General features: G+C 38.2%; 22 protein-coding genes. 5 read left to right on the forward strand and 17 right to left on the reverse strand.

All coding sequences use genetic code 11. The features are described 5' to 3' along the window. Positions 1–136 precede the first annotated feature (136 nt). Positions 137–2,563 carry a flavocytochrome c gene (locus BN1875_RS03590; protein ID WP_048603498.1) on the reverse strand — a complete coding sequence of 809 codons (2,427 nt, stop codon included), beginning with the start codon at positions 2,561–2,563 and terminating at the stop codon, positions 137–139. Between the two features lie 15 nt (positions 2,564–2,578). Next, positions 2,579–3,175, reverse strand: a complete 597-nt coding sequence (locus tag BN1875_RS03595) for an NADPH-dependent FMN reductase (RefSeq protein WP_048603499.1) — start codon at positions 3,173–3,175, stop codon at positions 2,579–2,581. 234 nt (positions 3,176–3,409) lie between these two features. Between BN1875_RS03595 and BN1875_RS03600 the strand changes: the two genes are divergently transcribed. Next, positions 3,410–4,351, forward strand: a complete 942-nt coding sequence (locus BN1875_RS03600; RefSeq protein WP_048603500.1) for a LysR family transcriptional regulator — start codon at positions 3,410–3,412, stop codon at positions 4,349–4,351. A 34-nt stretch (positions 4,352–4,385) separates the two neighbouring features. Beyond that, positions 4,386–5,570, forward strand: a complete 1,185-nt coding sequence (locus BN1875_RS03605) for an MFS transporter (RefSeq protein WP_048603501.1) — start codon at positions 4,386–4,388, stop codon at positions 5,568–5,570. Positions 5,571–5,615: 45 nt separating this feature from the next. On the opposite strand, the gene pcp is transcribed toward BN1875_RS03605, so the two are convergent. The 3 genes from pcp to BN1875_RS03620 are packed head-to-tail and all read right to left on the reverse strand — an operon-like array spanning position 5,616 to position 7,915. Continuing rightward, the gene (gene pcp / locus BN1875_RS03610) at positions 5,616–6,260 is read right to left on the reverse strand and encodes a pyroglutamyl-peptidase I (RefSeq protein ID WP_048603709.1); all 645 of its coding nucleotides are present in this window, start codon (positions 6,258–6,260) and stop codon (positions 5,616–5,618) included. A 16-nt stretch (positions 6,261–6,276) separates the two neighbouring features. Next, positions 6,277–7,221: a DUF979 domain-containing protein gene (locus tag BN1875_RS03615; protein ID WP_048603502.1), complete on the reverse strand. Its 945-nt coding sequence runs from the start codon at positions 7,219–7,221 to the stop codon at positions 6,277–6,279. 1 nt (position 7,222) lies between these two features. Next, positions 7,223–7,915 carry a DUF969 domain-containing protein gene (locus tag BN1875_RS03620; protein ID WP_231586061.1) on the reverse strand — a complete coding sequence of 231 codons (693 nt, stop codon included), beginning with the start codon at positions 7,913–7,915 and terminating at the stop codon, positions 7,223–7,225. A 246-nt stretch (positions 7,916–8,161) separates the two neighbouring features. Between BN1875_RS03620 and BN1875_RS03625 the strand changes: the two genes are divergently transcribed. Next, the gene (locus BN1875_RS03625; protein ID WP_048603504.1) at positions 8,162–9,517 is read left to right on the forward strand and encodes an MFS transporter; all 1,356 of its coding nucleotides are present in this window, start codon (positions 8,162–8,164) and stop codon (positions 9,515–9,517) included. 157 nt (positions 9,518–9,674) lie between these two features. Continuing rightward, entirely contained in the window at positions 9,675–10,067 is a 393-nt protein-coding gene (locus BN1875_RS03630) for a VOC family protein (RefSeq protein ID WP_048603505.1), read from the forward strand. A gap of 218 nt (positions 10,068–10,285) precedes the next feature. Here BN1875_RS03630 and BN1875_RS03635 read toward each other — a convergent pair whose 3' ends face one another. Then, positions 10,286–11,794 carry a flavocytochrome c gene (locus tag BN1875_RS03635; protein WP_048603506.1) on the reverse strand — a complete coding sequence of 503 codons (1,509 nt, stop codon included), beginning with the start codon at positions 11,792–11,794 and terminating at the stop codon, positions 10,286–10,288. Positions 11,795–12,262: 468 nt separating this feature from the next. On the opposite strand from BN1875_RS03635, the gene tnpA reads away from it, so the two are divergent. Continuing rightward, positions 12,263–12,718, forward strand: a complete 456-nt coding sequence (gene tnpA / locus BN1875_RS03640) for an IS200/IS605 family transposase (protein WP_048603507.1) — start codon at positions 12,263–12,265, stop codon at positions 12,716–12,718. A gap of 204 nt (positions 12,719–12,922) precedes the next feature. Here tnpA and BN1875_RS03645 read toward each other — a convergent pair whose 3' ends face one another. The 11 genes from BN1875_RS03645 to BN1875_RS03695 form a co-directional block, all read right to left on the reverse strand. Then, positions 12,923–13,849: a D-ribose ABC transporter substrate-binding protein gene (locus tag BN1875_RS03645; RefSeq protein ID WP_048603508.1), complete on the reverse strand. Its 927-nt coding sequence runs from the start codon at positions 13,847–13,849 to the stop codon at positions 12,923–12,925. Between the two features lie 33 nt (positions 13,850–13,882). Next, positions 13,883–14,845 (reverse strand): ABC transporter permease, encoded by a 963-nt coding sequence (locus tag BN1875_RS03650; RefSeq protein ID WP_048603509.1) that lies wholly within the window; start codon positions 14,843–14,845, stop codon positions 13,883–13,885. A 1-nt stretch (position 14,846) separates the two neighbouring features. Continuing rightward, the gene (locus BN1875_RS03655) at positions 14,847–16,331 is read right to left on the reverse strand and encodes a sugar ABC transporter ATP-binding protein (protein WP_048603510.1); all 1,485 of its coding nucleotides are present in this window, start codon (positions 16,329–16,331) and stop codon (positions 14,847–14,849) included. 91 nt (positions 16,332–16,422) lie between these two features. Continuing rightward, positions 16,423–16,821: a D-ribose pyranase gene (rbsD, locus tag BN1875_RS03660; RefSeq protein ID WP_048603511.1), complete on the reverse strand. Its 399-nt coding sequence runs from the start codon at positions 16,819–16,821 to the stop codon at positions 16,423–16,425. Then, positions 16,796–17,698, reverse strand: coding sequence for a ribokinase (gene rbsK / locus BN1875_RS03665; protein WP_048603512.1), 903 nt, complete (start codon positions 17,696–17,698; stop codon positions 16,796–16,798). Before rbsK ends, rbsD begins: the two co-directional genes overlap by 26 nt. Further along, positions 17,695–18,678, reverse strand: a complete 984-nt coding sequence (locus BN1875_RS03670; RefSeq protein WP_048603513.1) for a LacI family DNA-binding transcriptional regulator — start codon at positions 18,676–18,678, stop codon at positions 17,695–17,697. The genes rbsK and BN1875_RS03670 overlap by 4 nt, the downstream gene beginning before the upstream one ends. A gap of 208 nt (positions 18,679–18,886) precedes the next feature. Further along, positions 18,887–19,558 carry an HAD family hydrolase gene (locus tag BN1875_RS03675; protein WP_048603514.1) on the reverse strand — a complete coding sequence of 224 codons (672 nt, stop codon included), beginning with the start codon at positions 19,556–19,558 and terminating at the stop codon, positions 18,887–18,889. A 161-nt stretch (positions 19,559–19,719) separates the two neighbouring features. Beyond that, positions 19,720–20,106 (reverse strand): OsmC family protein, encoded by a 387-nt coding sequence (locus tag BN1875_RS03680; protein ID WP_171000826.1) that lies wholly within the window; start codon positions 20,104–20,106, stop codon positions 19,720–19,722. Then, a complete protein-coding gene (locus BN1875_RS03685; protein ID WP_048603516.1) occupies positions 20,106–20,996 on the reverse strand; it encodes an ATP-binding cassette domain-containing protein in 891 nt (296 codons plus the stop codon). The genes BN1875_RS03680 and BN1875_RS03685 overlap by 1 nt, the downstream gene beginning before the upstream one ends. Then, complete coding sequence (locus BN1875_RS03690) at positions 20,989–21,873, reverse strand: ABC transporter ATP-binding protein (RefSeq protein WP_048603517.1); 885 nt, start codon at positions 21,871–21,873, stop codon at positions 20,989–20,991. Before BN1875_RS03690 ends, BN1875_RS03685 begins: the two co-directional genes overlap by 8 nt. Then, positions 21,866–22,702 carry an ABC transporter permease gene (locus BN1875_RS03695; protein WP_048603518.1) on the reverse strand — a complete coding sequence of 279 codons (837 nt, stop codon included), beginning with the start codon at positions 22,700–22,702 and terminating at the stop codon, positions 21,866–21,868. The genes BN1875_RS03690 and BN1875_RS03695 overlap by 8 nt, the downstream gene beginning before the upstream one ends. Positions 22,703–22,704 lie beyond the last annotated feature (2 nt).

The raw sequence follows: 22,704 nt of genomic DNA on the forward strand, positions 1-22,704 counted from the left end.
TCCTCCATTGCTATTATTGTTACAAAATTCACATGAATTTTTAAAACCGATAAACGAACAATTCATTTACTAAATCAATGAGCATTTTTCTACTCACTGATTTAGCAAATTTTTTCCTAAACTATGGATGAATCATTTATTCAAAAAAATCTTTGATTGCTGTTTTCCCAGCGATTCGTCCAAAGGTAAAGATATCCGTTAAGGAATTTCCTCCTAAACGATTTCCTGCGTGAATTCCACCGGCAACTTCCCCGGCAGCATATAATCCAGAAATTTGTTTTCCATTTTTGTCTAAAACATGTGTCTGCGTATCAATCTTCAATCCACCCATGGTGTGGTGAACGGCTGGTTTTCTTGGTGTTGCATAGAATGGTGCTTTCGTAACTTTTAGATCGAAAACATCTTTGCCAAACTCAGGATCATTTCCTGCATCTACATAAGAGTTATATTTTTCAATCGTGTCTTTCAGAGTTGCTGGGTCCATTCCAAGTTGCTCTGCTAACCCTTCAATCGTTTCTGATCGGAATAAGGTTCCTGCAGCAACTTGTTTGTCTAATTTTTCTTGATTTGTATTGTAAGCTGTTTTTTTAATTTCATCATCGGCAATCAAGTAAAACAGACTGCCGTTATCAATAGCCGCTTGAGTCAAAACATCACGACTTTCATACTCATTAACGAATCGTTTGCCTTTTTGATTAACCATAACAAAGTTTGCTGGCGGTACCTGTAACCCGCTGAATAGTGCTCCGGTATTCGGATCAGAAACAGGCATCATTTGTGAAAAGCCCATACCTACTAAATCCGCTCCCGCACTTTCACCTAGTTTGATTCCGTCACCGGTAATCGCAGGTGAATTCGATGTTTTAATGTCGTCATCAATTTGTGTCCAGTAAGTATTGTATTGTTTCAACATTTTCGTGTTGGCACCAAAACCACCTGAAGCCAAAACCACTGCTTTTGCATGAATCGTGACTTTTTGATTATTAATGCCCCGACCAATAAGACCTACTACCTTGCCATCTTCAATTAGTAATTCTTTGACTGGTGTATCGGTCAGAATTGTGCCGCCGTTCTTCTCAACGAACTCTTTCAATGCAGAGATAAAGGCAAAGCCTTCACTTTTAAGAGGTTTGTGTCCCCGACGCCATTTTGCACCAACAGGCATATCCACGTGATTTTTATCGAACGCTACGCCAACTTCTTCCAACCATTCGACTGATTCCAATGCATGATCCGTTAAGATTTTTACAAGATCGTATTGACCATAAATGACATTTCCTTTTAAGTCTGTCCGTTTTCCGCCAAGATACGTTTGGATTCGATGCCAAATTGAGGAGTCAAAAAGATATTCTTTCGTGTCCGTAGTTTCCTTCAAATAAGCATTGATTTGTTGTTTCAATGTTTTAAAATCGGCTAAATATTCTGGATCGATCGTACTTTCATCTAGATGCAGCATTTCTTCCAATGTTGCACTTTCACCCGGCAAAGCATCAAAGCTATTTTGCCAAGCAGGATCCGCTGCATTCATTGGTCCTCCAGCTCGAACTGTATTTCCGCCAAGTGCAGGGAATTTTTCGACGAGGATTACTTTTTTTCCAGCCTGTAAAACACTGGCTGCCGCACTTAAACCTGCGCCACCACCACCGACAACAACAACATCTGTTGTGTATTCTACCGCTTTTGTTTGAGGAATGAAGCCGGTTTTGGGGCGCTTTCTTAAAGCATCCGGATTTGCTCCGGCAAGTTGTACCGCCTTTGCCACGCCATCAACTACCCCGTGACTGGTGACTGATGCCCCAGAAACGGCATCGACATTCAGGGTTTGCCCATCAATGATTTCTTGGGGAATTCGAGTAAAGACAATATCTGCAATTCCTTCTGATTCACCTGATGTATCGATATCGATTGCTTCGATTCGATCATCGCTTAAAGTGACAGTCATTGGTAGATTTCCGTTATGTCCCACCGCCGTCACTTCATATTTTCCTGGTTCAAAGGTGATATTTTCTGGAACATTCAATAAATTGGCAATTTCTGTAAAACGGATGAATTTTCGGAAACAGCTTTCTAGAAATTCAATCGTTCTAACATCCTTCAAATTACCATCTTCATCAAAGGCTTGTTGCGCACGACCTAGTAAAAATTCGCTCCCTGGCATAACCGAAGCATTTACTCCCGGTGCGTCCAAAATTTGCCGTAAATGCAATTGTGCGCGGGATGATCCTTGAACATCATAAGAAGCTCCAACAATCATAACTGGTTTACCATCGAAAGGATGGATATTGAAGGACAACCATTCTAAAACGCTCTTTAATGCAGAAGGAACGGAATGATTGTGTTCAGGTGTCGCAATGATGACTCCATCGGCTTCGCTGATTTTTTGGTTGAGGGTTTGGATGACTGGGCTTTCTGTTTGATCGTCTGTTTCATTAAACATTGGTACATTTTTGATTTCTAAAATTTCAATTTCAGCAGAATCTGCGAAATGTTTTTTCATGAATTGCACAAGTGTTCGATTATACGAATGATTGGCATTTGTTCCGATAAGTGCTGCATATTTCATTTTACTTCCTCCTCACTAGACTTCCCATGAAAATGGTTTGGTTTGTTTTTTACTGCGATCCTTTAACAATTGGTTGGTCAAGGTCACAAAATGCAAAAACTCATTAAAATCTTCTTCCAGTTCCGCAACCTTCTCTTGATCCTTCAGGTTTCCTTCTTCATCAAAGGCTTGTTCCGAATGACCTAATAAAAATTCGGCACTTGGCATAAGACGGGCTTTCAATTCTGGCGCATCTAAAATTTGACGCAAATGTGCTTGAGCCCGAGAAGACCCCAACGAACCCAATGAAGCCCCCGTTACCATCACAGGTTTATCAATTAATGGTTGTGTCGTATAAGATAGCCATTCCAAAACACTTTTTAAAGCAGCAGGAATTGTGTGATCATATTCTGGTGTACTGATAATCACACCATCAGCTTTGGTAATCTTATTTGATAGTTCTTGGACTGCTACTGGTGGTGTTTTATCTTCCGGCTCATCAAAAGCTGGGATATCTTTGATCTCACAAAGTTCGATGGTTGCTTGATCAGAAAAATGTCTTTGGATAAACTGTAATAATTTTCGATTGGTGGAACGATCCGAGTTTGTTCCAACGATTCCGATAAGTTTCATTTAAAAACTTCCTTTCAAAATTAAATGTGATATATTTAACAATATTGAAGAAAAAAATTTATGTTGCTCAAAAAATGCGCAAATAACTTTTTTATTTTTCTTCTGTTTTGTAGTAAATATCGTTTCCATTTACTTAAGGTCAGTCTAATCCTTACACAACTGTTTGTGAAATATTTATTTAACTATCATGCTATAAGTATTTTGTTATAATGAAAAGAAACTGGAGGGATACTCATGGCTCTAAAAGACTCACCGGTGATGCTGCATTATTTAGATATTCTTCTAAAGCACGGAAATTACACCAAAGCAGCCAAAGATTTATTTATTTCGCAGCCTTATTTAACCCAAGCGATTCAAAAAGTAGAACAAGAATTAGGAACAGAGATTATTAATCGTCATACCGGTCACCTGCAATTGACAGAGGCTGGCAAGGTTTACTATCAATATTTAGAAACCCTCGAAATGGAGGCCTCTCAACTTCAAAAGAAATTGGAGCTATATACTGATCCCGATCAAACAAAAATTCGAGTCGGCATCTTGTCTAGCTTAGGGATTTTTCTCCTGCCGCTTTTTCTGCCGGAATACCAGCAAAATAATCCAACAGTAAAATTGTTGTTGGATGAGAAGTTGCCAAAAACCAATGAAAGTAAGGTGTTGAAAGGCGAAACGAATTTTTACATCGGTCAAAATCCCGAGACCGTTTCCCCAAATCTAAAGGTTTACGAGTGTTCAAAAGAAAATTACTATGGTATCATTCCCGACTCTTCTCGTTTTTACCAAGCAGGTATTCGCTTATTAGACCTAAAATCGATTGCAATAAAGGACTTGCTGCAAGAAAAATTTGTGCTGACTTCCAGTGGATCAGCGATTCGTCGTCAAATGGATCAGCTCTTTCAAAAATATAAAATTGAACCCGCAATTTCCCTAGAAAGCGATAATATCTATACAGTGGTGGAACTTGCTAAAAACGGTCTTGGGTTAGCCATTGCTCCGGAAAGTGTAATTTATTCTCTTAAACCCGGAAACTATAATTTGTTTCCGGTTACCGAATTATCCCTGAGCTATTTCATTGCTCATCGTATGGATAAGACGCTCTCAAAAGCCGAAGAAAATTTTGTCACTGCTTTTTTAAAAGGCATTCAACAACAAAATTTTTCTTCTTTATTTCAAGACTAGCTAACCAACAACTAAAAAAACTTACGAGGTAACTATGGCTACATTACTCTTATTTTTCATTTATATTGCTTTTATTGGACTAGGCATACCCGACTCCCTATTAGGTACTGCTTGGCCGGCGATTTATCAAGATTTTCAAGTTCCGATTGCTTCCCTTAACATCCTAACATTGGTCCTGCAAGGAGCGACAGTTATCGCTAGTTTGAACAGTGCACGCTTGATTAGAACATTGGGAACCAACAAAACGGTAGTTATCAGTACCTTTGCCACAGCAATCGGTTTATTCGGCTTTTCTTTAGCTCCGAATTTTCTCTGGCTGGTCTTTTGCTCCATTCCCTTGGGTTTAGGTGGAGGCGCAATTGATGCTGCACTGAATAATTATGTTGCTCTTCACTATCAAGCGATTCACATGAATTTTCTCCATTGTTTTTATGGTATCGGAATCACTATGAGTCCTCTGCTGATGAGTCAGATTTTAGGTGGCGGCCAAAGCTGGCACCAAGGATACCGTTTAATGTTTTTTGTACAATTAGTGATCGCTTTTTTGATGGTTTTCAGCCAACCCTTATGGGGAAAGGTTCAGGCAAAATGGGCGCAGGTTCAAGAAGAAAGCCAACCAAAACAAATTTCTTTGTTTCACCTAAGCAAAAATCCTAAAGTCCGCTTGGTGTGGCTTGTCTTTATTAGCTCTTGTGGATTGGAATTTACTAGTGGCATATGGGGCGCCAGCTATTTTGTTCAGGTTCGGGAAATACCGGTTGCCGCCGCTGCCGGTGTTTTAACCTTTTATTACTTGGGAATGACAATAGGTCGCTTTTTCTCCGGTGTCCTTTCCCGTTTTTTAACTACTTGGCAGATTATTTTTATCGGTGAGGGAATTATCTTTGGGGCTTTACTTCTACTCATTTTTCCCCTTCCACAAACGTTTGCCGCTTTGCCCTTATTTTTTATTGGTTTGGGCAATGGCCCGCTTTTTCCAAATTTCACGCATTTAACGCCAAAAACCTTTGGAAGGAACTATTCTCAAGCAGTGATTGGTTCACAAATGGCTGCTGCTTATATTGGTGTCATGCTGATTCCCCCTTTATTTGGTTGGCTCGCAGATCAATGGTCACTGCACTTATTTCCTTTCTTTCTTTTGCTCCTGACCATTTTGCTGACAGCTGCCAGTTATCTTCTAAAAAATGAAAAAAATGCAAACAAAAATTCCTCCGATTAACACGATCAGAGGAATTTTTGTTTTATACAGTTATATAGACAAAGCTTAATGTGTTGTTCCAACATTCAACTGAATGTCTTCTTTTTGTGTAACTGCAGCTTCAATCGCTAATTCAATGGTTTTTGCGATGGTAGTAATTGGCATTGATGGCGTATCTGCAGGTTTCCCCACTGCTTGACTTGTTTCAAAAGGTACGTGGATAAATCCTCCTTTAACAGTAGGAAATTCGTTGGCAATCGTGTACAACAAATTGTACATAATTTCGTTGCAGACAAAAGTTCCGGCAGTATAGGAAATATAACCGGGCAGTCCATGATCATTGACATGTTTGACCATCGCTTTGATTGGTAAGGAAGTAAAATATGCTGTTTCGCCATCCTCCTGGATTTTAGCCCCTGCTGGCTGATTTCCTTTATTATCAGGAATCCGAGCTTCAATTAAATTGATTGCTACCCGTTCAAAAGAGACAGAGGCCCGACCCCCTGCCTGTCCGACACAAATAACGATATCAGGCGTTTCTTTTTGAATCGCTGTGCGAACTTTTTCTCCACTTTCGCCAAAAACAGTCGGTACTTCCAGCTTAACGATTTCTGCCCCAGCAATCTCATTAGGTAATAATTTAACTGCTTCATATGCAGGATTGACTTTTTCTCCGCCAAACGGATCAAAACCGGTAACTAAAACTTTCATGTTCATCCAACCTTTCTTATTTGAAAATCAACATATAAACAATTTGGAAGACCAGCATAAACAAAGCGACAAAAATTTGATTTTTTATAACACCATATTTATCCTTCATTTCCAAAATAGCAACAGGTACAATGTTAAAATTGGCTGCCATTGGCGTCATCAATGTTCCGCAAAAACCGCAACTTAACGCCACCATTACAACCAATGCCGGATCTGCCCCATAAGCTAGTACAAAGGGTGCACCAATTCCGACAGTCATTACGGTGATTGCAGCAAAGGCATTTCCCATGATGATTGTAAAAATAACCATGCCTAGAGCATAGATAATGATTCCTACCGTCATGTTCCCTTTTGGCACGATTCCGCTCACTCCATTGGAAATAACTTCACCAACTCCAGCCTGAGTAAATACCGCTCCTAATGAAGCCAAGAGCATCGGCAGCATGGATAACGGACCAACTGTTCCTAACATTTCCACCGCATCTTTGAAAAAAGTCGCCGGCTTATTATCTTTTGAAAAGAGCATCATTAAAACAATTGCCAGTAACACGCCAAGACCAACACCAACTAAAGCACCAAGCTTAGTGAACAAAGCAATAATAATTGCAACAAAACCAATACTCAACGCCGGCAGAAAAATCCGATTACCGATTTTATTTGCCATGTTTTCCATGTATTCTTTGCTTGCAGCATGACTTTTTCCTTTTGTCACTTTTTGCAAGATTGCTGGAATCGTCATCACTAAAATCAATACCCCAACCCAAACACTAGGAATCCAACGCCCAAAACCAATTACAATTCCTAAAATCAACCAAAAAATACCCGTACCAAACCGATTTTTATTGCTGTGATCCAATAAATTATAGATTCCTGTACCTGCTGAGATCAACCCCATGACAAGATAAATGATCTCCAAAAGCTTCTCACTTAATAATACCTCTGAACTTGAAAAAAAGGTCATTTTATTTCTCCTCCTTTTCGCCATAATATTTTTTCATCAAACGTTTATCTTTAAAATAAAAATAAAGACAAGCGACGACTAAAGCCACAAGAGCAACGGGAATCTCAACGACCATCAAACGGACGAGTGAGACTTCATAGCCTAAACTTTTTAATGTAGACTGTACCAGCAATGCTCCTGCGCCACCGATAAATAAATTCTGTCCGAAAAACCAAGTGATATTTTCCATGGCGGAAGACATCCCTTTTAAGTCTTCGGAATAATTTTCATTTTCCGGCAATTTTTTTGATTCCACAGCGCCTTCCATCATCGGATAGACAATCGGACGGACGAATCCAGCGACACCGCCAAAGCTAACATTAAATGCCGCAAAGATTGTACGAAACACCCCGTAAATCATCAAAATCGTACTGGTATTTACACGTTTTGCTTTTTTTATCAAGCGAGCAGCCGATTCTTTTAATCCATTTCTTTCCAAAGTTCCGGTTGCCAACATAATAATAATAAAAATAGCCATTCCTCTATTCGCAACGAAGCTCGTTCCCAAAGTCTCCAGCATTGCCGTAAATCCTAATCCACTGACTAGCGCTGTTGCGATGAGCGCAACCACAACAATCAGAATCGAATCCAACTTAAGTGCAAAGCCAATGATAACGATGACGACACCAATTAAACTTAAAATATTTGCATCCAATAAATGATTCCTACCTTTCATTAAACTAAAATCTATTCTACAGTAGTTTGAAAAAACTTCAACTAGACTGAAAATTTCCTTATTTTTTGCTGAAAAAAAACAAACCGTAACTAATAGTGTGTTTCTTTAGTAATCGACACTAAAAATGGTGCTTCATTGACAAATAGCAGAAACAACTATATAATTGCTTGCGCAAGCATAATTAACCGTTCGCTTACTGCTCACCTTTTGATTGGAGGATTTTTTATGAAAAAAAATAAACGCTGGATGATGCTGGCGATTTATGGCGCTACTTTTATGACCGCCATTGAGTCAACCATTGTGGTCACTGCTGCTAATGACATCTTTAAAAGTTTCAATAATCAAAATGACTCTGTTTCATTATTATTTTCGAGTTATCTCTTTGCCAGTGCAATTGCCACACCCTTTTTAAGTCATTGGGCCGATCAAATAGGAAAGAAAAAAATTTTTCTTTTCGGTTTAGCTCTATTTACTTTGGGAACGATGCTTTGCGGACTTTCGACTTCTTACCTCAGCCTAATTATTTTTCGAGTGATTCAAGGTATCGGTTCGGGTGGGATTCTACCTATTACCTTTGCCTTGATTGGTGATTTATTCGATTTAGAACAGCGGGGCAAAATCATGGGCTTGAATAATTCTGCATGGGGAATCGCCTCTCTGATTGCTCCTTTACTAGGAGGAATGTTGGTATCCAATTTTACTTGGCACTGGATTTTTTTCATTAATATTCCTTTTGGGATCGCGGTGTTCCTAATCGTGTTTTTCGTCTATCATGAAAAAAAGCAGCCAATAAAAAAAGAAAAAAACAGCCATTATCTTCGCCAACAGGTCATTTTTGCTGTGCTGCTATTTCTTATGCTTACAAGTATCCAACTAATGACAACAAATCTGCTTCTTGGGGCACTACTCTTTCTATTCGGGTGTGGATTACTTTGGGGATTTATCAAATTAGAACGAAAAGAAAAAATGCCGATTCTTCCCCTCACGACGTTTAGAAAGAAAAATTTTCTACTGTTTGTTGCAGTGATTTTTTTGATTAACGGGGCACTTATCGGGTTTCAAGTCTACGTACCATTATGGGTCCAAACTGAATTGCACTTCACCCCCACCTTGGCCGGTCTTGCTTTACTTCCTTCCTCGATCCTGTTCATTACCGGTTCTTATTTCTCTGCACAGCTTGCTGGTTATTTTGGTAAGAAAAAAATTTTGCTCCTTTCTTTAACACTTATTTTAGGTATTTTTGGGGTTATGAGCTTTTTACCTGCCTCAGCTTCTTATCTTATTCTTTTGTTATTAGCAGGTTTTTCTGGGCTTGGTATCGGTCTAGCTTTTACAATCAGCCTGATCACTGCCCAGTCAAATGCCACGGAGGAAAATATCAGTACTGTCTCAGGATTTATTACCTTGTGTCGAACCTTAGGACAAAGTTTCATGATTACACTTTTAGGAATCTTTTATAGCTTTGGGTTTACCCATGATTCTCAAACTTTGACTGGTTATCACCTCGTATTTCTTTTTTCAGCTCTCATCATTGGTGGCATCCTATTCCTGATTCTGCCTCGTAAAATTGAGAATTTCTAAAAATAGCTTTTAAAAAATTTGAAAAACCGGCAGCCATTAAAATCGATAGCGAATGCTTTTCCCATCTTCAGACAAACCCTATCTTTGGCTATTTTAGTTTATCTCATGCTATACTTTCATTGGTAACGATTTCAACGGCATGTTAGGAGGGAAAAAAATGAAACAAGCATTTCCGTTTTTGACGTATAGTGGTCAGGCCGAAGCTGCGATTAATTGGTATCATCTAGCCTTTCCAAGTTCTGAAATTACCAAGTTAAACCGGTATGGGGAAGCCAGCAAAGATGAACCAAATCTTATTCTCGAAGGGGAACTGAAACTAGGTAATTTAGTGATTGGTTTTTTAGATATGACTAAGGATTCTCCAGCGCCAACCTCCAATTGGGCAACATCTATTTTAATTGAGGTAGACGGACAGACTGAATTTGATCAAGCGTTTAATACGCTAAAAGATGGTGGCACCATAATAATGCATGAAAAGAATTTTGATAAATATACTGAGATTTGTTGGGTTACCGACAAGTTTGGATTTACTTGGCAGTTGCTTTTTTAAACCTTTTGCAATCAACTAAAAAAGGAAACGCCATTTGTCTCTCCTGTTCATTGGAGATCAAATGGCGTTTTTTTCTGGTCCTCACAGCTAAAAAGTTTCCTGCCTATCAGACCGCAAATAAAATAACTCAAAATGAAAAAATCCACAGCTGTTATCGTGTCTAAGACAACAACTGTGGATTTTTATGATATAAACAAGTTATTCGACTAGCGACTCTCTTATTTCACAAAATCAGCCGCTTGGATTCCTGCTTGTCGGCCAAAAATAATAATTTCAGCTACAGAGTTTCCACCGATTCTGTTTTGTCCATGAAGGCCACCCGTTACTTCACCAGCAGCGAACAATCCTGGGATTGTTTCTCCATCTTTTTTCAATACTTCAGTTTTACTGTTGATTTTTACGCCACCCATTGTGTAATGGATTCCTGGTGCTATTTTAATTGCGTAAAATGGTCCTGTACTCAAATCATGATCCATCGCAGTTGTCCGATTAAAAGTGGTATCTTTTTTATCCGCAACGGCTTTGTTCCATGTATCAACGGTTTTTACTAAATCGTCCCCAGAGAATTTAAGTTTTTCACTTAATTCAGCAACTGTTTTTCCTTCAACAACGTATCCTTGCTTGTCATAAAACTCGATAGCTGTTGCCCGATCACGAACACCTTGATCAAAAACCAAGTAAGCTGCTTTAGCAGGTAACTTATTGATTGCTGCGGTAACATTGTCCCGGGTATCCAACTCATTTACAAAGCGATTTCCGTTCTCATCAACAAGAATGGCGCCTTCTCCACGAACAGCTTCTCCAATCAGTACGCCTTTGTCTTGTTGCACTGTAGGATGGACTTGGATTTGATCCATATCAACAGTATAGCCGCCAACGGATTCAATCATTTTGATTCCGTCTCCGGTGCTTCCTTCTTGATTGGTGGTTACGATTCCTTTTAAATCAGGTCGAACTTCTTCAATCATTTCAGCGCTGGCACCAAAACCACCAGTTGCTACAATAACTGCTTTTCCTGAGATTTCTTTCTCAGCTTGTCCCTTCACACTAACTTTCACACCTGTAACTTGGTCGTCTTCTTTGATCAATTCTTTTACATCGCTATTAACAAATACCGGAATCTCTCTTTTTTGAACATTTTCCGATAATCCTTTAACCAAATATTCACCGACTGCAGAACCATCTTCAGGACGATGGGTACGTTTTGTGCTCATACCGCCAGTAATTGTCAAGTTATTTAAACGGATATCTAATGAATCCAACCAATCGATAGCATCCGCAGAATGATCCACGAAATAACGTAACAATTCTTTATCATTTGTATCATGACCGCCTTTTAGCGTTTCTTCATAAAACGCATCGTTGCTGTCAGTGATTCCTTGTTCTTTTTGGAATTTTGTTTCTGACGCATTCATTCCAGAAGAAGCTTTATTTGTATTTCCTCCAACAACCGGCATTTTTTCAAAGATAACCGGATTTAAACCAGCATCTTTTGCTTCGATTGCTGCAGACATCCCTGCTCCACCGGAACCCACAATGATAATATCATATTCATCTTTCATTTCTTTCGGATCTGTATAGGCTTGGGCTGATGCTCCTGAAGCAACCTCCGCAGATTCACTTGAGCTATTGGCTGAAGTATCTCCTTTGCCATTATCTGCAGAACACCCAGCAGCTAGAAATAATGCACTAGCTAATAAACCAAAAATTTTTGACGCTTTTTTCATTTTCTGACTCCCTCTTTTCTATTTTGAATGTACAGATCTAGTTTTCTGAAACATTCATGTAAATTGACCTTGAACATTTTCTCACATGAAGATTCAACTTTCAATGATTGTGAGAATTAATTCATTGATATTTTTTGAAACTTTAAATTGTATGGAAGAAAATAAATAAACATCGAAGCTGGTGGAAAACTTAGCTTCGATGCTCGTAGGTAGTACTCTTACCCCGATTCCATTGAAAATTTATTTGTTTGCTACATCAAAAAATCCAAGTAAATGGTAAAAGGAAAACTTATTAGATTAAGTTTTCCTTTTATTTTATATCTTTAGACCCAGTTGAGCTCGCAAAGCGTGCGAAACAAAAAACCACCTGCTATGCGGGTGGATAGCCAAAAGTTATACAAAAAAATCTCCTCACTAGCGTTACAATGTAGTTGTTCAGGCCACATGATAACGAAAGGAAGAGATTAATTGGCTAATAAAGCAAACAGCTTAGCCCATACAAAATGGTTATGCAAATACCACATTGTATTCACCCCAAAGTATAGAAGAAAAATAATTTATAATCAATACAGAGCTAGTCTTCGCAAAATCATCAAAAGACTATGCAGTTATAAAGGTGTAGAAATAATTGAAGGTCATATGATGATAGACCATGTTCATTTGTTAGTAAGTATTCCACCAAAAATAAGCATTTCAAGTTTTATGGGGTATTTAAAAGGAAAAAGTGCCCTGATGATATTTGATAAGCATGCAAATTTAAAATACAAATTTGGAAATCGCCATTTTTGGTCTGAAGGATACTATGTGAGCACGGTAGGACTTAATGAAGCGACCATCAAGAAATATATTCAAGAACAAGAAAAACGTGATATAGCATTAGATAAGTTGAGTGTACGAGAATATGAGGACCCTTTTAAGGGTTAGTGAGTGATAAAATCACCTCTTTAGAGGTGGCAAAAGTGACAATACCAGTGTGGCTTGAACACACTGTGAAAGCCAGCGCCTTTAGACGCTGGCTAGTAACGGGGGCTTACAGCCCCAGAGCAAACCACCCGTTTGACGGGTGGTTATGATTGTTTTGCTTGGATTACTCTGTAAACGCAAGATTTATCTAAAAATGATTAGAAATTATTCTGTCACTAAATCAAGTGGCGAATCGATTTTCTCTTCTACTGTTTTACCAGAAAAATGATCAAAGGCTGCTTGCAAAGCAAGTTTACCCATTTCTTCAGGTTTTTGTGCAATTGTTGCGCTGATTTTTCCATCTTTGATAGCTTTCAACCCATCTTCGGTACCATCAAAACCAACGATAATAAATTCTTCTCCTTTACCACTCGCCGCTTCGGCAGCGCCTAACGCCATTTCGTCATTTTGAGCAAAAACACCTTGCAAATCAGAATGTGCTTGTAAAATATTTTCCATTACCGTCAATCCTTTTGCACGGTCAAAGTTCGCTGATTGTTTATCTACCACATCAAGTTTACCTTCCGAATATTCATCAAAACCCTTTCCACGTTCACGAGTTGCTGATGCTCCAGGTACACCTTCTAATTCAGCAATTTTCGCATTCTCACCTAATTTTTCAATAATAAATTCTGCTGCCATTTTTCCGCCTTCCTCATTGTTGGAAGCAACAATAGTCAATAATTCTCCTCCATCACTGCTGCGATCGATTGCAATGACCGGAATATCAGCGTTGTTGGCTGCCTCGACAGCAGGTACAATTGCTGATGAATCAACGGGATTCACTAGGATCACATCAACATCTTGTTGAATCAAATCGTCAACATCATTACTTTGTTTTGCTGTATCATCTTGAGCATCAACCACCTTAATAGTTGTTTCATTCTCATCGGCCAATTTTTGGATACCATCACGTAACGAAACAAAGAACGGATTATTCAACGTTGAAACAGAAACTCCCACAGTCAACTCAGATGGCTTCTTTTCTTCAGATTTTCCCTGTGAACTACTTGAACCACCTTCTAAACCAGTCGTTCCACATCCTGTTAACATCAGTACGCCTAGTGCTAATACAAAAAATTTTTTCATCATATTTCCTCCTTAAAAATTTATGGACAAATGTCCTTATTTCTTTTTACGATCTAGCAACACAGCGATAACAATTACGATTCCTTTAACGATTTGTTGATAGAAGCTTGAGACACCTAATAAGTTCAATCCATTATTCAATGTCCCAATAATTAATGCACCAACTAAGGTGCCAAAGATTCGACCTTTCCCGCCTGAAAGACTAGTTCCTCCCAAAACTACCGCTGCAATAGCATCCATTTCGTAAGCTTGTCCAGCAGTTGGCTGAGCTGAATTTAAACGGGAAGTGATAATCATACCACTAATAGATGCCATCAAACCTGAAAGTGAATAGATCAAAATTTTTATTTTATCTATTTTTACTCCAGCGACAAATGATGCTTTCTCATTTCCACCGATTGCGTATGTTTTTCGACCAAAAGTTGTTCGATGCAACAATATGAATAAAACTAAAAACATAATAAAGAGTAGAATAACTGGGAATGGAATACCGAGTACATAACCTCGACCAATAAAACTAAAAAAGAAACTGTCTCCCAGCCCAGTAATCGGATTACCTTTTGTGTAAACAAGCGTTGCCCCACGATAAATTGTCATCGTTGCCAATGTAGCGATAAATGGTGCCATATTTCCCTTAGATATTAACAGACCGTTTATTGCACCTAAAATGGCTCCAGTCAATAATCCTAAAAGAACAGCTAATATCACATTCATACCATTAGCCATAAAACCAGCTGTTAAAGCACTAGATAATGCCAAAGTTGAACCTACAGAAAGGTCTATTCCTCCCGTCAAAATGACAAAGGTCATCCCAAATGCAATAAAACCATTTGCCGCCACTTGTCGTAACAAGTTCAATAGATTATTGGGATTCAAGAACTCACTGTTCATAATAGAAACGACAACGATTAATACGATCAAAGCAAGAAGTGGTCCTAATTTTGAAATAATTTCGGCTGCATTGATTCTACTTTTAGTAACATTTTTCTGTTTTTCCATCTCATTTTCCTCCTGTCGCATAGGTCATAATCTTTTCTTGTTCAAATTCTGTCCTTTGTAATTCGCCATTGATTTTTCCTTCATGTATGATAAGGATACGATCGCTGATTCCCATAATTTCAGGTAAATCACTGGACACAACGATGATAGCTACTCCCCTTTCGGCAAGCTCATTAATCAACTGGTAAATCTCACGTTTTGCTCCAACATCTACCCCTCGTGTCGGCTCATCCAAGATCAAAACCTTTGGACCAGCACCGATCCATTTTGCCAATACGACCTTCTGCTGATTTCCTCCAGAGAGTTCACCAACAATGTCATCTGCTGATTGAACCTTAATCAATAAACGTTGGATCAGTAATTCTGCAAATTCTTTTTCCACCTTTTGATCAACAAGACCTCGTTTATTGAATCCATCAATAGACGGCAGGCTAATGTTATCTAAAACAGGAAAATCTAAAATTAATCCTTCTGATTTACGATTTTCTGTTAAAAAGCCGATTCCTGATTGAATTGATTTCGTAGGCGATTCAATTTTTCTTTTTTCATCATTGATTGTTAACGTTCCTGAAGAAATTGGATCAAGTCCAAAAATCCCTCGCATAATCTCGGTACGACCAGAACCCATCAAACCAGAAAACCCAAGAATTTTTCCACTTCTTACTGAAAAAGAAATATCCTTGAAAAAGCCACTTGCGGCAGTTAAATGATCAATAGTAAAGATGGTATCACCAATAGGACTGTTTTTTTCTGGATAATAATCCGAGATTTCTCGTCCAACCATTTTTTTAACGACCTCGTTAACATTGGTTTCACTAGTTTTTTTTGTATCGATAGAAAGCCCATCCCGCATGACTGTTATCCTATTACTGATCAGAAAAATCTCTTCCATTCGATGAGAGATATAGACAATAGCGACACCTTGATCTTTTAATTGATGAATGATTTTAAACAATGCTTTAATTTCTGTTTCAGATAAAGCTGCAGTAGGCTCATCCATAATTAAAACCTTAGCATTAGTCATTAGTGCTTTGATGATTTCAATTATTTGTTGTTGTCCAACAGACAGACTATCTATTTCGACATCTAGTGGAAGATTAATACCCAACTGTTCCAAGTGCGCTAGCGCGATTTTTTTCATCTGTTTCGTGTTCAGTAACCCAAAGGAATTTTTCAGTTCATTATTTAAAAATAAATTTTCTAAAACAGTCATCTGTGGCCATGAATTCATTTCTTGATGAATGAAACTAATCCCAAATTCTTCTGCTTCTTTTGGACCAGAAAATGCTTTTTCCTGTCCATCGATAAAAATCGTTCCACCATCTTTTTTATGAAGCCCGGTCAAAATATTCATCAATGTCGATTTTCCAGCGCCGTTTTCTCCCATCAATGCATGAATTTCACCACTTTTAATTTCAATACTAACGTCTCGCAATACTTTATTTGTTCCAAATGATTTAGATATATTCTTCATTTCAACATTCATTTCTAGTACCTCCTTAAAGATAAAATGGTGAACATAGAGTAAATCTCCCCTCTATTAATAATTAATTAGATAAGAACACACTCTTTTTGTTTCAAAAAATTACTGCAGATTGCAAGATAATGTTTGAATAAGGTGTAGCTTCTCCCGTTCGTATCACCGCTTTTGAGTAGATTGTTTGTTTTTTTAAATCTTCATGACTGATAAAAATTACGTCCACAGATTCAGGCAGCGCTTTCAAAATTTTATTTAACTGAGTAGGATTCTCTGCTTTTATTTCCGCTGCCAAAAAAACTTTTTCAATTGCCATATCCTCTAAGACCGTTTCTAAAACTGTTTTAAAATTGGGCACTCCTAAGCGTAATGCGAGATCTATCTTTTCAACTCCTAAGGGAACCGGCAATCCGGCATCCCCTATCGTGATTTGATCTGTATGCCCTAAGTCTGCTAAAACTTTGGCGATTTTACTATTTAAAATTCCATTTTTTTTCATAATATGGATGCTCCTTCATCTTTTCTAATGTTGGCATACCACCTTGCGCACCAAACCCCTGAACAGAAATAGCAGCAGCAAGATTAGCAAATTCCAATGCTCCAGATAAATCAGTACCATTTAATAATGCGGTTGCCATGGCACCATTGAATGTATCACCAGCACCAGTAGTATCAAGGGGCTTGACCTTAAAAGCTGATACAATCTCTTCTTCTCTACCATTATGAAATATTGCTCCTTTTGATCCCAAGGTAATGATGAGCTTGTTAGGGTATTTTGCCAGTAATTCTTTTTGATTTTGTCCGGGAAAAATAACTGCAGCTTCGTGCTCATTTGGTGTTAGATAAGTCAATTTTTCAATATACTTCTCAGATATGGGCCGAGCTGGTGCAGGATTTAACAAAATATCTATTTTATGTTTCCAGCAAAAATCAATGATTGCTTCATTTGTTGCTTGTGGTATTTCATTTTGCAAAATCACAAGTTCACTTGCTAATAATTGCTCACTAAATGATGGAATATCTTGCGGTGTCAGCTCATTATTTGCTCCTGGAATCACGATGATACTATTGTCCTCATTAAACAAAACAATATGGGCCGATCCACTTTCAACGTATGTAACCCGTTCCACATAGTTTATATTAATATCATTTTTCTCAAGATTCATGATGTTAGCCGTCCCAAATACATCATTGCCTACTTTTCCTACCATCGTTACATCGGAACCAAGACGACTGGCAGCTACTGCCTGATTGGCACCTTTACCACCAAATGCAGTTGTAAAAGATTTTCCAATAACGGTTTCTCCTTGATTTGGCTTGATTTCTGTGGTTACCACAAAATCAGTTGAAATACTGCCCACAACTGTAATCTTCATTTATTTTCCTTCTTTCTTAAAGTATCTCGTTCAATTAATTTAACTGGCAGAATGATTTTCTTCTCATTTACTTTCTGGTTGTTCATAAGTTGATAGAGCATTTCCGCTCCTTTGTAACCTATTTCATAAGCAGGTTGATGAATCGTCGTCAACGGAGGAACAACCAAATTACTGATGGGGATATCATCATAACCAATAACCTGCAAATCATCCGGAACCTTGATACCGCGGCGATACCCCTCTTGAATTAGAGCAATGGCATGGATATCACTTGGTGCTATCGCAGTATCAATCAGTGGAAAATGCTCAAAAACCTCTTGTGCCGTTTTTATGGCATCCTCTAATAAAAATGAGGTGGAATGAACAACGTAGTAACGGATTTTTGACTGATTCAATATTTTGATCATTCCCTGCAAACGATCATGAGAACGATCAACTTCTTTCGGTCCAGCAATTACAATGACTCCCTTAGGCGAGGTGGCAAGTACAGTTTGTGCTGCCAATGCCCCACCAAATATATCATCCGCATGAATTGAATACTCCGAATCCATGCCAACACGATCCAGAAAAACGAGAGGTTTAACGTCATCATAAGTGATATTGTCACTGTCCACTGCAGATAATACACCCGCAATATTATTTTGACTAAATGCATGAATATAATCCACTGCTCGTTCAGAATTTTCCTGTACATTTCCAAGGATAACTTGATACCCTTTCCCATGTAAAAAATCTTCTACCCCTTTTGCTAAAAGCGGAAAAAATGGGTTAGAAATATCAGGTAATAATAAACCGACTAATTTCGATTTTTTTTGATAAAGAGAACGCGCCACCTCATTAGGCCGAAAATTCAAAGCTTTTATTGCACTATCGATTTTTTTTTGAGAATTCTCGCTAACATAGCCACTTCCATTAATCGCTCTTGATACCGTTGCAACAGACAAATCTGCAAGTTTTGCCACATCTCTAATGGTCGCCATTTCTTCACCTTCCAAATAAGTAACCGTTTACATGTATACTATAATCTATTCTTTATTAAATTTCAACTATATATTTTCTAAATAGTTCTTATTTTTAAGATATTTCATTCAATACATTGATATTCTGCTTTTTATTGACAGACTCTCTAAACAAAGGTATTTCAAAAAAAGCCTTAGCCAAGAAACAAAAATTTTCTAAATACTTTATCTAAAACAACCCCATTGGAAAACCATCAAAATTCTCGATCAACGCATCGATTCTCAAGTTTTCTTTCTGAAAAAGAAGACGATTTTTTCCGCTTGGATCGATGGCAATAATTTTTCCGATTTTTGCCCGATCTGCGGCAAGGATTCCTGAAACTGCATCCTCAATCACCACACAGGTTTCTGGCAAAAGATCAATTTTTTCTGCTGCTTTTAAAAAGATATCTGGTTCTGGTTTTCCTTCAAAAGTACCATCATCATAAACAACATTCTCTAAATCAAACCACTTGGCTAGATCAAATGTTTCAAAATAAAAAAGTAGGTTTTCTCTTCCAGTTGCGGTAGCAATCGTTCTAGGAATGTTCTTCTCTTTAAACATATCAAGAACAGCTTCTAGCCCACTAGTTAGCACAAGTTGTGTGGAATCTTGCAGGCACAATTCACGATAGTACTGTTCCTTTTCATCCGATAATTTTTGAATCTCTGCATTCGTCAATTCGGCTGAAATAAAGTATCGTAAAATTTGATCGTTTGTGTGTCCATGGATATTTAACAATATTTCTTGCTCAGAAATTTTATTCGTAGAGTATTGCTGAATCATTTCGATCCAAGCCTTTTCGTGTAAATGAGAATCTTGAAACATGGTCCCATTAAAATCAAAAATAATTCCTTTCATTTTTACACCTCAGAAATTTTCCTATGAATTTTCAAGTTAATTATACCCTTTTTCTAAAGGTATTTCCCAACTTTTACTATAAACGGAGGAAAAAGAATATACTAGAAAAAGCCATTGCAAGAATCACAATCGCTTTTTCTCCACTAAAATCTTATTTATTTTTAAACAAAAACAACTGTCTCAACAATTTTAATTGATGGATCCAACGATTGAATAACTGGGCAGTAACGAGAAACCAGCCGAGTGCCCCGTTCGGCCCGTCCTTTGTATTCTTCATCGACCGTCACCTTAAACTGGATGGCGATTTCTTTAAGAGGATGACTTTGCTTTGTTTCATCACGACTATAACTAATGTCCACGCCATGAAAGACATACGGAACCTTAGAATTTTTCAATACGTCTTGATACACGTATGCTCCACAAGCCCCTGCTGCTGCAACAAGGCTCTGCACAGGAGAATACCCATATTTACGGAGCAACACCCAATTTTCTTCCTCTCGGGGAAGCTCCATGCCATGTTCTCCCTGAATCAAATGAATCTCTTCCATCATAAAATCTCCTTTGCATAAAAATGACCTTCTGAAACTTCTGTCCATTGGGTTTTTTTCTCATCAAATCGATAGTCCTCAACCATTTCCGAAAAATTTTTCCGTGCTTTTTTTGGATCAGGTTCTGGAATAGCCCGCAATAATTTCTTGGTATAAGCATGTTGCGGATTGATAAACAATTCTTCTGCCGGTCCGACTTCAAGAATTTTCCCCTGATACATTACTAAGATTCGATCAGAAATATACCGTACCATTGATAAGTCGTGAGAAATGAATAAATAAGTCAATGAAAACTTCTTTTGTAATTGAACAAGTAAATTGATAATTTGCGCTTGAATCGACACGTCCAGTGCGGAAATTGGCTCATCACACAAAATAAACTCCGGGTTTGTCGCTACTGCTCTGGCAATCCCGATACGTTGGCGTTGCCCACCACTAAATGCAAAAGGTAATTTATTTGCATCCTCCTCTGTAAATCCGACTAACGCTAACACTTCCATCGCTCTTTTTTTCGCTTCTGCTGAAGAAAATTGCAATTCTAACGGTTCCATTACTAACTGTAAGGCAGTTAAATTTGGATTTAACGAGGAGTAAGGATCTTGATAGATAATTTGCATATCCTTTTGCGCTTTTTGTCGTTGGTTTTTATTTGCCTGAGTTAAATTTACTCCTTTAAAGTAAATATCGCCACTAGTTAGAGTTTCTAGTTGCAAAATACTACGGCCTAAGGTTGTTTTGCCGCTCCCTGATTCACCTACTAAACCAACCGTTTCTCCTTGATAAATGGTTAAATCTGCTTGATTGATTGCATGAATCGGTAGAGAGTTTTTTAAAAGACTCTTTTTCACGAAGATTTTATTTGCTTTTTCTATCCGAATAAGTTCATTCATTGTTTTCACCTTCTAACCAGACATGATGCGTTTCCGAAAGCTCATGCTTCACTAAATTATCCGCAATAATGAGCTTCTCAGCTTGCAGACTATATAAGCTTTCACCTTTTCGGCCAATCGTTGAGGCTTTTAAAAGTTTTTTCGTATATTCATGCTGTGGGTTGTAAAAAATTTCTTCTGTAGTTCCTTCTTCAACGATTTTCCCTTGATACATCACCTTGATGAATTCACTCATTCCAGCAACAACACCAAAATCATGGGTTACGAGCACCACGGAGAGATTTGTTTCTTGTTGCAATTTGCGAATCAAATAGAGAATTTGCGCTTGGATGGTCACATCTAATGCTGTTGTTGGTTCATCTGCAATCAGCAACTGAGGTTGTGCCAAAAATGCCATGGCAATCATGACTCGTTGCCGCATACCACCGGAGAGTTCGTGAGGATACTGTTTCAACCGTTTTTCTGGAAAAGGAATCCCAACGTTTTGAAGCTCCGTAATCGCTAGAGCTTTCGCTTTCGCCCCCTTCACTTTCTGAAAACGAGCAATAACTTCTGTCAAATGGTAGCCAATCGTTCGTAATGGATTTAAAGCCGTCATAGGATCTTGGAAAATCATTGCGATCGGCAAATGGTCCCCAAATTCAACAGGAGTACCTGCAAACTCAAATAAATCCGCACGAGTTTTTAAATAGTCTGGTAAAAGACTCATTGCTGCTTTCATTGAAATACTCTTGCCACTGCCGGACTCTCCAACAATTCCCACGATTTTTCCTTTTGGGATATCTAAATCTATGTGGCGAATCAACTGTTTTTTAGGACGATGTTTCTTTTCATAATCAACGGTTAAATTTTTCAGTTTAAGAATTGATTCAGTCATTTTTTTCATCCTCCCGTAACAATATCACGCGTAAAAAGTCACCCAACCGGTTAAATGAAAAAACCGTAAATGCGACAAAAATTCCCGGCAGAATTGCCATATAAGGCGCCCGTTGTAACGAACTTTGGGCATTTTGTAAAAGGCTGCCCCATGAGGCACTAGGTTGTTGGATTCCCAGACCTAGAAAGCTCAAAGCTGATTCTGTCATAATTGCTCCTGAAATACTCATTGTTGCAGCCACAATCATAGTTGGTAGAATTTGTGGTAGGATATGTTTCAAAATAAGATGAACTCTCTTTTCACCAATAAATTGGGCATACTCCACGTATTCTCTTTCTTTGGCAGACATCGTTTCTGCTCGCAATAAACGAGCGATGCTCATCCATGAAAATCCACCAATAACGATGACTAAAGTGGAAAGTCCCGGTTTCAAGAAGACACTCAAGACAATCACTAAGACCATCCAGGGAATTGCGGAAAGTACATCTACAATCCGCATCAAAACATTATCTAGCCATCCGCCGATAAAACCCGCAACGATTCCAATAATTGTACCAATCAAAACAGAGGTGATCATCGCTAACATTCCGACTAACAATGAAATTCTGCCACCATAAACGACACGAATGAAATAATCTCGCCCAACTTCATCCGTTCCAAAAATATGTTGCAGACTTGGTGCTTGAGACGTAGCGCTGACATCTGTCAGTTTGGGATCGATAGGAATCAAAGGGGCAGCCAGCGATAAAATCACCAATACACTTAGAAAAATAAGAGGAAAATAATAAACAGGATGTACAACCAATGTTTCTTTTATTCGTTTAATCATTC

This window comes from Enterococcus massiliensis (assembly GCF_001050095.1).
Classification (GTDB): Bacteria; Bacillota; Bacilli; order Lactobacillales; family Enterococcaceae; genus Enterococcus_C; species Enterococcus_C songbeiensis.